At 69.6% G+C, this 15,102-nt stretch carries 10 protein-coding genes; all 10 read left to right on the forward strand.

The window, feature by feature from the left end:
• Positions 1-82: 82 nt before the first annotated feature.
• The 10 genes from JQX13_RS30125 to JQX13_RS54525 all read left to right on the forward strand — a co-directional run bounded on the left by JQX13_RS30125 (position 83) and on the right by JQX13_RS54525 (position 15,063).
• Positions 83-526, forward strand: coding sequence for a hypothetical protein (locus JQX13_RS30125; protein WP_203412631.1), 444 nt, complete (start codon positions 83-85; stop codon positions 524-526).
• A 12-nt stretch (positions 527-538) separates the two neighbouring features.
• Entirely contained in the window at positions 539-928 is a 390-nt protein-coding gene (locus JQX13_RS30130; RefSeq protein ID WP_203402931.1) for a hypothetical protein, read from the forward strand.
• A 415-nt stretch (positions 929-1,343) separates the two neighbouring features.
• Positions 1,344-4,568 carry a tubulin-like doman-containing protein gene (locus JQX13_RS30135; RefSeq protein WP_203402932.1) on the forward strand — a complete coding sequence of 1,075 codons (3,225 nt, stop codon included), beginning with the start codon at positions 1,344-1,346 and terminating at the stop codon, positions 4,566-4,568.
• Between the two features lies 1 nt (position 4,569).
• Complete coding sequence (locus JQX13_RS30140) at positions 4,570-6,966, forward strand: hypothetical protein (RefSeq protein WP_203402933.1); 2,397 nt, start codon at positions 4,570-4,572, stop codon at positions 6,964-6,966.
• Entirely contained in the window at positions 6,963-9,761 is a 2,799-nt protein-coding gene (locus tag JQX13_RS30145) for a DUF1998 domain-containing protein (RefSeq protein WP_203402934.1), read from the forward strand. The genes JQX13_RS30140 and JQX13_RS30145 overlap by 4 nt, the downstream gene beginning before the upstream one ends.
• A gap of 15 nt (positions 9,762-9,776) precedes the next feature.
• A complete protein-coding gene (locus JQX13_RS30150) occupies positions 9,777-11,099 on the forward strand; it encodes a serine/threonine protein kinase (protein WP_203402935.1) in 1,323 nt (440 codons plus the stop codon).
• Between the two features lie 18 nt (positions 11,100-11,117).
• On the forward strand, positions 11,118-12,521 hold the full coding sequence (locus tag JQX13_RS30155) for a serine/threonine-protein kinase (RefSeq protein ID WP_203402936.1): 1,404 nt from the start codon (positions 11,118-11,120) through the stop codon (positions 12,519-12,521).
• 156 nt (positions 12,522-12,677) lie between these two features.
• Positions 12,678-13,148 (forward strand): STAS/SEC14 domain-containing protein, encoded by a 471-nt coding sequence (locus JQX13_RS30160; protein ID WP_203402937.1) that lies wholly within the window; start codon positions 12,678-12,680, stop codon positions 13,146-13,148.
• Between the two features lie 127 nt (positions 13,149-13,275).
• Positions 13,276-14,748, forward strand: a complete 1,473-nt coding sequence (locus JQX13_RS30165) for a hypothetical protein (protein ID WP_343211021.1) — start codon at positions 13,276-13,278, stop codon at positions 14,746-14,748.
• A gap of 21 nt (positions 14,749-14,769) precedes the next feature.
• Positions 14,770-15,063, forward strand: a complete 294-nt coding sequence (locus JQX13_RS54525) for a hypothetical protein (RefSeq protein ID WP_239013943.1) — start codon at positions 14,770-14,772, stop codon at positions 15,061-15,063.
• Positions 15,064-15,102 lie beyond the last annotated feature (39 nt).

Here is a 15,102-nt window from a genome sequence, read left to right on the forward strand (position 1 = left end):
TGCTTGCTTGTTCCTGAACGGCGATGGGAGCATGGGCCATTCGACTTGGGGGAGGTGTACAGTGGGGCGGATTACTCCCATCATGGCCGCCATGCTGGTCGTCACCGCGTGCGCCCATTCGCAACAGCCAGAGCGGCGAATCTATCTCATTTCAAAAGATACGCGGGGGGTTGGTGCCCCACCTGGAACTGGCGGCGCTGGCTTCCGCAATTGTGAGGCAGAGGAGCGTGAGTGCTTCGATGAGTGCTGGAATACCAAGCCTCTGCCTTACCCTCACACGAAGCGGGATGGATGGTTTCGTGAGTACTGCACCAAGAAATGCCGCGAGCTGTATATGGAATGCGAAAAGGCCAATGAGAAGCAGGCCAGGGAACTGAAGTTCTCGCGTGTTGACGAGGCTCTCGATTGGATTAGGAGTCACAAGGCCGAGGTGGCTCTGGGAACGGTCGTCATCATCGCCGGCGTTGCCTTTGTCATCACGACAGGTGGTTCTGGCGCGCTGATTCTTGCTCCTCTTGCCCTCTAACCCGGTGCGCTCATGCCCTATGATTCAAACTTCGATGTCGAAGCCGTGATGAAGACGCTCGGTAGCGTGAGCGATAAGTACCCGGAGGGCTCGCCGGAAGAGGAGGCCCTCCGAATCGCCGCGGTGGCGCTGCTCTATGTGCGAGACATCGACAAGCTGGAGGATTACCGCAGCTATTTCAGGGCTTTCATCACTGGCAATCCGCTGATCGCTTCTCATGCGTTCGCGACGAGAGAGGAAGCAGATGCGTCTCTCGCCAGTGGAAAGGTCAACGATGGCGAGCTTGTCACCATCGAGGGCAAGGGGTTCACCGTGGTCCGTGGAGTCAAGGGCTGGAGGCTCTTGCGGACACGTCTGCCGGACGAAGTGGAACCCTCGGAAACGAAGTCAGAGCCCAGGTAGACGCCCGTGCTCTCTCCTCGGGTGGGAGGGCCGTGGGCTACCCCTGCGCTATCGTCGTGTGCAGTGACCCTGGAGGGGTCCTGGCGCGGCTGTGGGCATGCTGACGGGGATCGACCTGTGCGGCATCTTCAGCCTGATGCACGCGCTGGCGGAGAATTTCGGCGCCGGGCCCTGGAGCGAGGGTGTCCCTGGCCCGCTTCGGCGGGAGCCTGCTCAGCAGTGACCTGCTGAGCTTCGTGTTGGTGATGCGCGTTATGTGGGTGCCGGGCAGCATGCGTCGGGGGCTGGGGTGGAGCCGGGCCGGTGAGGTTCTCCGAGGCGTGAAGGTGGGCACACCACGAGTGACCCTCCGCCCTTGATACGACGTGCTATATCGGACACGTACTCTCTACACAGATGACGCGGAGGGGGAGCCTTGGGGCTGCTCGCGACGGAGAAGTTCAACCCGACCTTGTTCGTGGGGCTCGGTGGTAACGGCGGGAAGATCGTCCAGTTGCTCGCCGGCCGGTTGCGCCGCCATCCCAACTGGGAGCGCATCAAGTCGATGACCCATTTCGTGGCCATCGACACCAACAAGGATGACCTCGACAAGCTCAAGGACATCCCCGTCGAGAACCGCTTCCTCGTCTCCGCCTTCGACGCGCGCGCCTATATCGAGCGCAAGCGCGGCCAGCGTGAGCTCCAGGAGGATCCGCTCGTCACCCAGTGGGTGCCCTCCACGTACCAGTTCCGTTCCACCCAGGGTGCTGGCGCCGGGCAGATCCGCATGGAGAGCCGCCTGCGCCTCTACTACAACCTCGAGGAGGATCGACGCGGCATCCGCAAGGCCCTCCAGAAGCTGCTCGACGAGTCCACCCGCCGCGAGAACCCCTGGCGCGACAACGAGAACCGCGTCGTCCGCGTCATGCTCTATGGCTCGGTGGCGGGCGGTACCGGCTCGGGCGGCTTCCTGCCCATGGCCTACCTGCTGCGGCGCATGGTGCTCGACGCGGGCTGGGGCCGGCCCAACGTGACGGGCGTGCTCACCCTGCCCACCGCCTTCCTCGACAAGGTGAAGCCCCAGCTCCACCCGGACATCCTCGCCAACGGCTACTCCGCCCTGAAGGAACTGGAGTTCCTCAACCGCCAGCTCGATTACGCGGGCGGCTCGGGCGAGATCGAGTTCCACTACGACCCGGGCAGCCAGGACCGCGATCGCCAGGTCGTCGCCGAGCGCCCCTTCACGCTCACCTACCTCATCGACCGGCCCGACCAGCTCTCCATCGAGAAGTACGAGAACGCGGTGGCCGACGCCTGCTACCTGCAGATCTTCTCGCCGCTGCTCGGCGCGCAGGCCGGTGAGTACGACAACTACGAGAAGCACCAGAAGAAGCTGGCCCTGGGTCACTTCTCCGTGCACTACGGCTCGTTCGGCACCGCGCTGCTGCAGCTGCCTCGCCGCGACATCCTCAAGTACGCGGGCCTGCGCTACGTGGCGAGCGCCTTCCGGCAGTTCCTCTGCTTCGGCGCGGACCATCCGGACTTCCAGGTGCCCTACGGCGACCCGGCCTTCCAGCGGCTCGAGGTCAACGAGAAGAACCGCCGCATCGACGAGAAGTTCAAGGGCTACGTCGCCTTCCGAGCCTCCGAGGAGGAGCGCCGCGACGAGAAGGGCCAGTTCTACGGAATCCAGCAGCAGATCGGTAGGGGCGGGAAGAACCTGGCCGAGGCCTTCCGCGAGAAGCTGGAGGCCATCTTCGGGAGGCTGGACGAGCAGATCGACATCCCGGACGTGGAGAAGCAGTCCATCAACCCGGGCAATCCCTCGCTGAGCCGAGCCATCGCGGTGCTGCGGCGGGCCAAGGACGAGTCGCGCGCCCGCGTGTGCGGCGAGTACCTCGAGGCCCAGCGTGGCGACGTGCGCACCGGCCGCTTCTTCGAGTCCTTCTTCAAGGAGTACGAGGTCAACCCCATCGCCCAGCGGCTCTTCCTCGTTCGCCTGCTGGAGCAGTCCTTCATCGTCCCGTTCAAGGACCCGGAGGAGGGCGCCTACCTCAAGGCCGATGGCACTCCGCCCGATCTGGACAGCCCGGAGCTGCGCCAGGAGATCGCTCGGCTCGACTCGGAGATGGCGAAGCAGGCGCAGCCGGGGTTCTTCCAGAGCCTCACGGACCGTGACAACAAGGCCTTCGCCACCGCCAAGCTGCGCGCCGTGGCCAAGGTGGAGAGCTGGGCCAACGAGTTCCGCGACGAGATCAAGCGCTTCTTCTGGAAGTCCTTCGAGAGCGAGCTGCGCAAGGACGCGGAGGCCCGGCTGGAGTCCTTTCGCAAGGTGGCCCAGGTGGCCGACGAGCGCGCCCGTGACGCCGAGTCCCAGGCCGAGCGTTTCCGCAAGGATCCGGCCGCGGTGGACCCCGCTTCCGACGTGGCGCAGTTCTACCTGGACGCCGAGGTGCTCCGCGACGACCGGCGCCGCGAGCGGCTGTGGAAGGAGTTCTACGCCCACAAGCTCGACAGCGATGCGAACTTCCGTGTGGCCGACATCTTCGACTCCGTCACCGAGGCCTTCACCCCGGTGCGAGACCCCAGCGGTCAGCTCCGCGCCCGCGACGCCAACGAGATCGTCACGCACGTGCGTGACAGGCTGGAGGCCCAGGCCCTTCAGGTCTACGGCCGGGTGATGGAGGAGATGGGGCTCGACCTGGCCTCGGGTCTGGACCTCGAGCAGCGCTACATCGCCCTGCACAAGGCCGGGAAGGACCTGGAGGAGCTGCGCCGCAAGGGCAAGCTCGAGGACGAGCTGCGCGCCGTGTCCGCCACCGAGGTGCGCCGTGGCATCGAGGACCGGCTCAAGCGGCTGTCCGACGAGTGCGTGCTGCTCGCGCACATCGACGCCACGCGCCGCGATGACCCCACGGTGACGCCCGCGGACGTCTTCTACGCCGGCCTGCACGACAAGTACGCCAGTGACGAGGAGGGCTCGCTCTGGAGCGTCCTCAAGGGCGTGGTGTCCGGGACGAACCGCGTGGCGGGATGGGAGGAGCGCGACTCGCTGGTGCTCTACCGCGCGCTGCTCGGCGTGCCCGTGTACTGGTTCAAGAACGTCCAGTCCGACCTGTACTCTGGCTACAAGCGCGTGCGCGACGACAAGAACCGCACCTACCCGCTGCACATCGAGGCGGCCTGGGAGTCCTCGCCGGGTCTGCCGGACCTGGATCCGGTGGAGCTCAAGCGCGCCGAGGAGCGCCGCGCCGCCGAGCGCTCCGCCCAGGCCTCCCGCGAGGCCCGCGAGAGCCGTTTGCGCGCCTTCACCCTGTGCGCCCTGTTCGGAGGCATCTCGCGCGACGACGAGGGCTACCACTGGAGCTTCGCCGGCACGAAGAACAAGCTGGCGCCGGACCGGGCGCGGGCCTTCGAGGCCTTCGAGGCCCTGGATCCCGTGCTGCGCGGGGACCTGGAGAAGAACGCCCATGACTCGTGGCTGAACGCGACGGCGGAGCGGCCCTCGCGCAACAAGCTGCTGGAGGAGGTGCAGGCCCACCAGCGCCGCCTCACCGAGGCCTACGCGCGCGCCGTCTCCGAGCAGAAGGACGCCGAGCGCCGCTTCCTCCAGGACGAGCGCACCGTGGTGGAGGCGCTCGCCGCCGAGCTGAGGAGCTAGCTTGGACGCCGCCGTCTCGTACCCCACCGTCCTCCTCGGACTGGGGCGCTTCGGCCATGAGGTCATCGGCCGCGCCCTCCAGTCCCTGGAGGCTTCTTCGCCGCTGTTGGGCGTGCTGCGCTGTGAGCCCTCGGGCGTGGCGGCCGGGCTCCAGCCCCTGCTGGAGGACCTGTTGCGCGCGGGCCGTGGCTCGGGCGAGCGGCGCGATCAGCGGCTGGACCTCATCGCCTTCGCCGCGGCGCTGCAGGGCGGAGACCAGGACCTGCTCGTCGCGTGCGATCAGGCCGCGCGTCTGCTGGCCGAGGGCTACGGCGCCATGTTCCCTCCGGACCGGCCGCCGGAGCAGCGCACCGCCTCGCTCCACCTCGTGGTGCAGGTGCCGGCGCTGTCCAACCCGCGTGCCTCCGTGGCGCTCGCGCGGCTGGCCGCCCTGGAGAGCTGGGCCCGCTCCCGTCCCGTGTTCCCCCTGCTGGCCCGCATCTGGGTCGTGTCCCAGCAGACCGCCGCGGGCACCCTCACCTCCGAGGAGATGGTGTCCACCTGCGCGTCCTTCGCGCTCGGCATGGTGGCCTCGGGCCTGCGCACCGAGGACGAGGTGTCCCGCCGTCTGGCCCACCCGGCGCTCGATGAGGGGCTCGTGGGCTTCGTCTCGCTGGCCTCGGTGGAGTTGCCCGAGTCGCGTCTGCGCGCCTATGCCGCCGCCCGTGCCGCCTATGACGGACTCGGCGTGCTGGTGGAGCGCGTGCAGGAGCCCGGGACGGACGCCACCCTGGCCATGGGAGCCGTCTCCGCGCTCCAGCGGGACCGGTGGTTGGCGCCCTTCGTCGAGGGCCAGGCCGCGCAGCTCTCCCGGCGCCTCGCCGCCGAGCTGTCCCGCTCTCCGGTGGATCTGCCCGCGGACATCCACGTGGGGCCGCTCGATACTCCCGAGGAGATCCGCGCCCGCCACGCCGGGCTCTTCAAGCCTGCCTCCGTGGAGGCCGCGCCCACCACCGTGGACCAGGCCCGGACCGACGAGACCTTCCGCGCGCTCGACCGCGCCGAGGCCGAGGTGGCCTCCTCGGTGGAGCAGGGCATCCAGGCGGTGTTCGACGCCTCGCTCGGGCCCACGTCGGGCCTGTCGCAGCTCCCCGCCGTCGAGCAGGGGCTCAAGCGCGTCATCGCGCAATTGCATGACGAGCAGGTCCAGGAGGACGCCACGCTGCGGAAGTTGGATCCGTCCCAGCCGCCGGGCCCTCCGGTGGATCCGCACCGGGAGGAGCTGGAGCACGCCCTGCTGGCGCTGCCCTCGCGCGGAATGGCATTCGCGGCGGCGGCGGCGCTCGCGCTGGCCGTGCTGCTGGGCGTCTCGTTCGGCACGCTGTCCCTCATGACTCCGGCCGCGGCTTCCGCTGGCACTGGCCCCGCTCGCGTCCAGGTAACCGCTTCGGCCACCCCGGTCGCCACGGGCTTCGACTGGCGCGAGGCCATGCCGTGGATCGTCGGAGTGCTCGCCGCGCTGGGCGCCGGAGGCGGGTGGCTCTACTTCGTCGGCAATCACACGCGGAAGGAAGTGCGCCGCGTGCTGAAGCTCCGGCGTGATGCGCTGGAATCTCTGGTCAGCCGGGGAGGGGGAGGGCGGCGCGCGAAGCAGGCGGAGCTGCAGCTCGTGGTGCGCCGCAAGCGTGCCCGTCGTGGCGCCATCCTCGCCCTGGAGAACGCCGTGGCCCGGTTGCAGGCCGTGCGTCACGCGCTGTTGGAGGCGAGGGACCGCAAGCGTCAGGAGTTGCTGTCGCTCGGGGTGACGCCGGCCGCCGAGGCGCGGTTGGATGACCTCGGGCCATTGCTCGGGGCGGGCGGTCTGTTGCACGGCTCGCTGGTGCCCCCGGAGGTCATCAGCCGGTGGATCGCCGCACGCCGTGAGATCTCCGAGGACCGCGTCTGGGCCGATCGTCTCCTCGAGGGTGCCTGGCCCGAGGGCGGATTGCTCGAGGACGTCCCGTGCGGAGACCCCGAGCGCGTCGCTGAATTGAGCCGGCGTCAGGTGCAGCCCATGGGCGAGCGCAGTGTGTTGGATGACCCCGAGGGGGGGCAGCAGGCGGCGGACGTGTTGCGCGACTTCGGGGCGAGGATGGGGGCGGTGCTCGCTCCGCCGTGCCAGCCGTTGAACGCGCATGGAGATCCGGTGCTCGGCCTGCGTCCGGGCGAGGGCTTCGTCATCGCTCCGTCGGCGGGGCGCGACACGTTGGACGCGGGCCTCCGGGACGTGCCCACGCGGCTTCCCGTCCTCTGGTCGCCCTCGAAGGCCGCGCGGGTCATCTTCCTGCGCACCTGGGAGGGCTTCTCCGTGGAGGAGGTGACGCGAGGGGCTCGCTCCCTGTCGCAGCCGGCCGTGGTGGCCCCGCGAGGTGCGCGATGAACGTGAAGCTCCCGCATCCGTCCTCTGATTTCACGACGGCCGTCTACCTGCTGGTCTGGGTGCTGGTGCTCGCCACGCCCCTGTGGGCCTGGGTGTTGGCGGCGCTGGTGGTGGGCCCCGGTCCCAACTCCCGCTGGCGCCGTGCCGCGCTGCCCGTGGGCAAGGCCGTCCTCGTCACCCTGTCGCTCGTGCTCGTCACCCGTCTGGTGGAGGCCGCCAGTGCCTCCATGCGGGGTGGGCCGCTCGGCTGGCTCGCCGCGCTCTCGGCGTTGCCCCAGGTCCAGGTCCCGGGCAGCGCTCCGGTGACGATGCAAGCGACCTGGTACCCCGTGGACGCGGTCCTGCTGCTGGCGCTGCCCCATGCCGTTGCCTTCCTCTTCGCGACGACGGTGTTCGCGTTCCAGGAGTCCAACCACAAGAGCCTCACGTCCTTCCGCGTGCCGCTCGCGGATCCGCTGGCGGCCGTCCTGGTGGCGGTGCCGGTGCTGTCCCTCATCGCGGTGGATGGGGCGTGGCGCCAGGAGAAACCCCGCGCACTGCTCGATCTGGCCGCCGTGTTGCCCATGTTGTGCATGGCGCTCGCGGTGTGGACGCGCTCCGAGCGCCTCGCGCCTCCGCCCGTGAAGGAGGAGGCTCCCCAACCCCAGACGCCCGTGCTTCCTCGCGCGGACATACCGGGGATGTGGCGGAAGCTGGGCGCCATCGAGGCCCAGGGGCGCCCGCTGCTCGCGACGCAGGGCACGGCCAACGAGGAGCCGGCTCCGGCCTGGAGCGCCGCCGCCTGGCGGGACTCGGGGGCCACCGGGGCTCCGCCTCGGGCACTGGAGGAGATCGCCAACGCGTGGAGCACGCCCACCCAGGGCTGGCTCGTGGGCGACCTGCCCGATCCGACGGAGCGCCACTTCCTCACCTCGTGCGTGCAGCTCGCGTTGCAGCGGGAGGGCCTGCCGTGCCTCGTCATCAGCGACGAGCCGGAGGCGCTGCGTGACGCGGTGAGCGAGGCCATCGCACGCAGTGGCTCGTGGCCCTCGGGGCCTCTGCTGGCCGGCGAGGCGGCGATGCGCGAGGCCTTCGCGGGCAACCGGATGCCGGCCGCCGTCTTCCTGGACGTGGAGCAACTGTCCGCCGGAGGCATCCGCGCGCTCTCCGAGACGCGGGGCGGCTGTGGCCGGCTGTGGGCCCGCTCCGTGGGGCTGGTGCTGTTGTCGCGCGTGGACCGGGGGACGCCGCTCGCGTCCACGCACCGCATGTTCACCCTGCGGCGGCTGGAGCTGGCGCTGTCGGCGGCCGGGGCCCGGTGGAATGTGCTGGCCACGGGCGTGGGGGGCGCGGGCACGCGGGGGCTGGTGGAGCAGATGTTCCCGGGCATCTCCGTGCGCGAGGTGCCCTTCACCCCGCGCGCAGCGGCCCCCGTGCGTGTCTGGCGCGTGGCCGAGGGTTTCCGCGTCCAGCCCGGTACGCCTTGGGTGCGCCGGGCGCTGGAGCCGGTGGTGGGGGCGAAGCTGCCTGCCTCGGTGGGAGACCCGGGAGGCACTTTCGATCTCAAGGCCGTGGATTTCTGGGGCGGCGAGCTGCGCTTCGTTCGTGACGTATCGCTCTTCGGCGTGGCCTCCGTGGGCACGCTGGACGAGGCGTGGCTGGTGGCCGCATACCGGGCGCTTCCTCACCGCGTGCCGCTTGCGGACGGGCAGGCCCATGACGCGCTGTGGGGCCTCGCCGACAACCCGGTGACGCGCTTCCTCACGCGCGATGGCAACCTGGACGGATTGTCCCGCCACGGCATGTTGCTGCCGCCGCGCCCGCTCGTGGGCTACCACAACGGCGCGCTGGCCACGGCCCACCTCAAGGCCGCCATGCAAGAGGGCTCGCAGGACGTGGAGTCCCTGGCCGCCGTCTTCGGCCGCTCGCGCGTGGAGCAGGTGCTGGGGCCGAAGTTCCGGCCCGAGCGGCACGTGGTGCGCCTGCCCCAGGGGCGCGAGCCCGTGCGCAGCCCCGTCGTCCCCGCCGGCCTGTCCGAGTCCGTCAATCCGCTGCGGCGCACCGTGAGCGAGCAGGTGGTGCGTATCCTCGACGTGCACAGCGGCCAGCTCCTCACGGAGGTAGACCGGCTGCTGGTGGAGACGCGCTACTACCCGGGCCGCGTGTTCGCCGTGGGCGACGCGCGCTACGAGGTGCCGTTGCACTCGCTGGACACCAAGCGCAACGAGCTGCGCGTGAAGCCGGTGCCCAACGACAGGCCACTCACGAAGCCGCAGCTACGTATCCAGTTCGAGTCCGCCACCGTGGTGGAGTCCCCGCAGACGGTGCGCACCGGGCGGTGCGTGTACCAGGTGTGCACCCTGGAGGCGACGGTGGTGGAGAGCGTCACCGGCTACTCGCAGGTGGGGCGGCCGGGCCGGGTGGACGTGGGCGCGGTGAGCTGCCGCTATCGCACCCGCGTGCGCGGCATCTTCTTCCCCGCGGCCACCACGCCCCAGGTGCTCGTCCATCTGGCGCGCTCGACGGACGGAGTGTTGGTGGCGCACCTGCTCTCCAACGACGAGGACATGGACGTGGTTCCGGTGGGGGCGGGTATGTTCCCGGAGGCTCCCGCGGGCATCGTGGTGGTGGACCGGCACCTCCAGGGCATGGGCGTGGCCGAGGCGTTGGATCTGGCGCTCGTCGACGACACGTTCAAGTGGGTCCGGGCCATCCTCGCCAATTGCAAGTGCGCGAACGGGTGCCCCGAGTGCACACCCCAGGACGTGCTCACCTCCGGCCCCGACAAGTCGGGTGTGCTCGGGCTGTTGGGATAGGCAAAGGCAATCGCCATGACGGATGGACGTATGCAGGGGGACATGAACCTCCTCCAGCCAGGGACTCAGCTGGATGGCCGTTACGAGGTGGTGAGGCTGCTCGGGCAGGGTGGCATGGCCGCCGTGTACGAGGTGCGCCACCTCGGGCTCCACAGCACGCACGCCCTGAAGGTGCTCAACGCGGACCTGGCGCGGAACGATGACATCCGCGCGCGCTTCCTCGCCGAGGGCCGCATCCAGGCGCGCCTGCGCCACCCCCACATCGTCCAGGTGACGGAGATCGTCACCAACCCGGTGGCGGGTCTGGTGATGGACTACATCGATGGCCCCACGCTCGGTGAGCTCTGCCGGGGCCAGGGGTTGGAGCCGCGGGTGCTCCTCGAGGTGTTCCTGCCGGTGCTGGACGCCATCGAGGAGGCGCACAAGCACAACGTCGTCCACCGGGACCTCAAGCCGGAAAACATCCTCGTCGGCAGGGACAGCCGGGGCCGGCTCCAGCCGATGGTGACGGACTTCGGCATCGCCAAGATGCTGGAGGGGGAGGGGCCGGATGGCAGGGCGAGGACCCAGGCCGGCGCCCGCATGGGCACGCTGCTGTACATGAGCCCGGAGCAGATCCGCGGGGCCGGGGAGGTGGATGCGCGCACCGACATCTTCGCGCTGGGCGCCATCCTCTACGAGGCCGCCACGGGACGGGTCGCGTTCCACGCATCGAGCGACTACGACACGATGAAGAGCATCGTGGAGGGCACCTACGAGCCCCCCGAGCGCGTCGTGGGTGGCCTGCATCCCGTCATCGCGGGCTGCATCCGAAAGGCCCTGGCCGTGGGCCCCGCCGAGCGCTTCCAGGACTGCGCCTCCTTCCGCGAGGCCCTGGAGAAACTCCGCGACGCGGACCCCTCGGTTCCCCAGAAGCCGTCCCGCTCGTACGCGGTGACGCAGGTGGGGGACACTCCGCCCAGGCCCGAGGTCTCCGCGTCCGAGCCGGTGCCCGAGTCCGCCTTCGCGCCGACGTACACCCCATCCGCGCTCCAGCGCACTCCGGTCAACACCCTGCGCTCACAGCCGGTGCCCCAGGCGAGCGCCCTCGATTCCAATGTCTCCCCCGGCCTGGCCGTGTTCCTGAGCCTGTTGTGCATATCCGGGCTCGGGCAGCTCTATAACGGGCAGACGCTCAAGGGCCTGCTCGGTCTGGGACTGTCCGCCGTGGCGCTGGCGAATGGGCCCGGCGGAGTGTGTTTGTGGCTCCTGGGGTACATTGGTTTCACCATCGACGCGTACCGCATCGCCTCCAAGCGCAAGCGAGGGCAGCGTGTGGGTCCCTGGGAGTTCTTCTAGTTGGAGTAGAGTCGCCGCATGTTGAGCCCGGGGAACGTGGTCGAGCGCTACGAGGTGGAGCGCGAGCTGGGCGGCGGCGGTATGGCGCGCGTCTACAAGGTGCGTCATGTGGCCCTGGGCAGTGTCCATGCCCTCAAGGTGTTGGAGCCCGAGCTGGTGGGGAACGCGGAGCTGCGAGCCCGCTTCCTCGACGAGGGACGCATCCAGGCGCGCCTGAAGCACCCGAACATCCTGGGCATCACGGATGTGGTCGCGGCCCCTGGTGTCGCGGGCCTGGTGATGGACTACCTGGAGGGCGAGTCGCTCGACAGATACCTCGCCCGGGCGACGCGGCCTCCAGCCGCGGACGAGGTGCGCGACATCTTCCGGCAGGTGTTGGAGGGCATGGGGTTCGCCCACGAACAGGGCGTCATCCACAGGGATCTCAAGCCCTCGAACATCTTCCTGGAGCAGTCCTACGGCCGGCGGGTGGTGCGCATCCTCGACTTCGGCATCGCCAAGGTGTCCGGGACGGAGGGCCGGCCGACGACGCGCACCGGGGCGCGCATGGGCACCCCGCAGTACATGAGCCCGGAGCAGATCCGCGAGGCCCGGGACGTCACGCTCCGCTCGGACATCTTCTCGCTCGGGGTGACGCTCTATGAGCTGGCCACCGGGCAACCCTGCTTCCAGGGGGAGAGCGACTTCAACATCATGGAGAAGATCGTCCGGGCGGACTTCGTGCGTCCGGACGTGGTGCACCCGGGGCTCGAGCGAGGAATCGTCGCGGCCATCCTCCGGGCCATGGAGCTGGAGCCGGAGCGGCGCTTCGCCTCCTGCCGGGAGTTCGCCGCCGCGCTGGTGGCGGAGGTCCCGGTGGAGCGGGTCGAGGAGGCGGTTCCGGAAGCTCCACCCGCTTCCCGGGCGGCGACGCCTCTTCATGTCCCCGTGGCGAGCGTTCCGGCACCCGCGAAGGTGTCCGTCGCTCCCGCGACGATGAGCGCTCGGGTCGCGACCGCTCTCGCCGAGGCGCCCGAGCCGGCGCAGGTCCCCGCTCCCTGTCCCGTGGCGGTCCGGCAGGAGCCTCTGGTCGTGCCCGTCCGGCTCGCCGAGCCAGCGCCCGCCGCGCCCCTCGAGAAGAGCGTGCCCGCTGTCCGTGAGCGTGCCCTGCCCGCGAAGAAGCCCGTGCCTGCGTCCCAGGAGGAGAAAGCGCCTCCTCGCCGCAAGGCGTGGCGCTGGGCCCTGCTCTTCGCGTTCGCGGGGCTGTTGGCCCTGTTCGGCTCGGCGCTCATCGGGATGGTCATGGGACGACTCTCGGAGTCGCCGAACCGCTCCCCGCCGAAGCGGTCGGTGGGTGGCGCTCCGGTGCAGCGGGCCGGTGGCTCGTCCGGCACCCGCTCCTCCACGCCTCGGAATGACAGTCCTTTCGTCGAAATCCGGTAGGCGCCGGGGCTCCGATTCCTTTCAGACACATCCGGGAAGAAGAGGGGGCCAGGGCGCTCGCGCGGACACGCGCCCTGGCAGAATGCGCCGTGCAGTCGCGGTAAGGGGGGGCATCCAGCTCCACTTCGGATTCATGTACGAGAGGAGGGCTGGTCCGTGGGCACACGCGCTGCTCCCTATTTCATTTTCGATGACTCGCACTGGCCGCTGCTCATCAACCGTCTCGTGGGAGATGCGTTGAGTCAGGAGTTCGAGGAATACCTCGCCCAGGCGACCGAGTCCCTGAAACGAAATCAGCCACACGTCCTCCTCATGGACATGAGCCGGGCCGGCGGTCTGTCGACCCAGCAGCGCCAACAGCTGGCGGCGTGGCTGCGGCAACATGAAGAGCCCATGCAACGGACGTTGCTCGGCATCGCCTACGTCACCCAGACGCCCACGATCCAACTGGCGATGAACGTCGTCTTGTATCTGCGGCGGCCGGTCTATCCGTACATCCTCGTCTCCAAGGAAGACGAGGCGCTCACGTGGGCCGTCCACCGATTGGAGGACTCGGGGATGCACGCGTCCGCCGCGCGCATCCGGCGCGACCTGGGGCTGGTGTCCGAACATCACCGGGCGGGTTGAGCCCCGACGGAGCGCGGTGGCGCGGTGCGTTGCGCCTTGCCCGGGGGTTCCGCCCTCTGTGGCGCGGACGCTTTTTTCCTGCCCCCGAGTGCCTTAGCTTGTCCCGCGGTGCATGGGGAGGGGATGGATGGTGGGGTTTTCGATGGCGCTGCTCGCGACGCTGCTCGCGAGCACGGCGCCCGTGGTTCCGGTGAGCGCGGGCAACGCGCTCACCTTGCCGGCTCAACGTCACGCGGTGCGTATCGACACGGGCGGAGGTCGTCCGCCTACCTGGCTGCTCGCCGTACAGCAGGCCGGTGTCGAGGGACGGGGGTTGTCCTTCTTCCGCTCGGACGATGGTGGGCGCACCTATCGCTTCGCCGCCGCCATCCAGCCGGACGGGAGCCACGCGGACCGCGCGGATGTGCTCGCGGTGGGACGGGACGTGGCGCTCGTCTATTCGTTCGAGGCGCCGAGCCTCAATGCCTCGCGCCGTCACGACGTGTTCTTCCAGTGGTGGCGCTACCGGCCGGGCACGCACGACTGGGCACCGCAGCCAGCGGTGGGCGTCTTCGATGCCGGTGACTCCACGGCCTACTCGCGGGCGTTGCTCGCGCGCGACTCACGTGGCCGGTTGTGGGTGCAGACCTTCCGGTTGGAGTCGGATGGCGGTTCCACCGCGGTGGTGTCCGTCTCCACTGATGGAGGGGCGAGCTTCCAGCGCCAGTCGAACCTGGGTCGGGTGAAGCACCGGGGAGGTGGGCGGTTGTTGAGCCTCGGCTCGAAGCTCGTCTTCCTCTACGCCATGCATGATGGCTTCGAGCCCACGCGCCTCCGCGTCCGCGACGATGGCGATCCGCTGGACTCCTGGAGCTCCGTCCGCGACGCCTTCTCCGAGGGCATCTACCACGGGGCCGCGCTGAGCGCGGTCGCGGACGGCCGGGGTGGCATGCACCTCGTCTACAAGGACGAGCTGGAGCGCCTCTATTACCGCTACTTCGATGGCTCCACGTTCGGCCCACGCACGCTGCTGGAGGGCTCGCGTGACTGGGCGATGCAGGCCACCACCACGCGCATCGGCGACACGCTGTATGTGTTCTACAACGTCATGCGTCGTTCCAACGTCTCCTACGAGGTGCATGCCCGGGTCTTGAAGGACGGGCACATCAGCGAGCCGGTGGTGCTCGACGCTCGCTCGACCTTCAAGGGCTACCCCAATGCCCCGGAGACGCTGCCGGAGGGCTCGTCCGAGGTGCCCTGCTTCTTCGGCGAGGCCCCCGACGCCAGCTCTCGCGGGAACGTGGTCCGCGTGGCCCTCTCCGTGCCAGGCGGCGGGGACGAGCCCGAGGATCTGCCACCTTCGAACCCGGAGCCGGAGCCGGAGCCCGGACAGCTCCTCTTCAGCGATACCTTCTCGCGCGGCCCGTCGAACGGCCTCGGGCCCGATTGGACCCTGAGCGGGCTCTGGCGGACGGACGGCAAGTGGGCCATCAGCGACCTCGACCACTCGTATGGGAACAACCTCGCCCTCGCGCTGTCCTCGCGGTGTGAGGATTGCCAGGTGGAGGCGCGGCTCCAGGCCTTTGCCGTGGACGAGGCAGGTGTCGTGCTGCGTGCCTAGGGGGACGCGCACTATGCGCTCGTGCTGCTGCCGGAGGGGCGCATCCAGCTTCGCCGCTACCGGGGCGGGAGCTTCACCGTGCTCGGCGAGGCCTCCAGCGGCCAGGCGTCTCCCTGGGATGCCGCGACGCTGTCCCTGTCCGTGTGGGGCTCGGAGCCGGTGCGGCTCTCGTCCACGGTGGATGGAGAGGTCCGCCTCTCGGTGACGGACGCGGACCCGGCCGCCCTCACGGGCGAGGGACTCGCGGGGCTGATCACCCCCATCGCCGGCGTCTGGTTCGACGACTTCCAGGTGCGCGCGGTGGGCGAGCCCTGACGCCTCGCGCAAGTTTCTCCACGCGCATCCCCGCCCGCG

This window comes from Archangium violaceum, from assembly GCF_016859125.1.
GTDB lineage: Bacteria > Myxococcota > Myxococcia > Myxococcales > Myxococcaceae > Archangium > Archangium violaceum_A.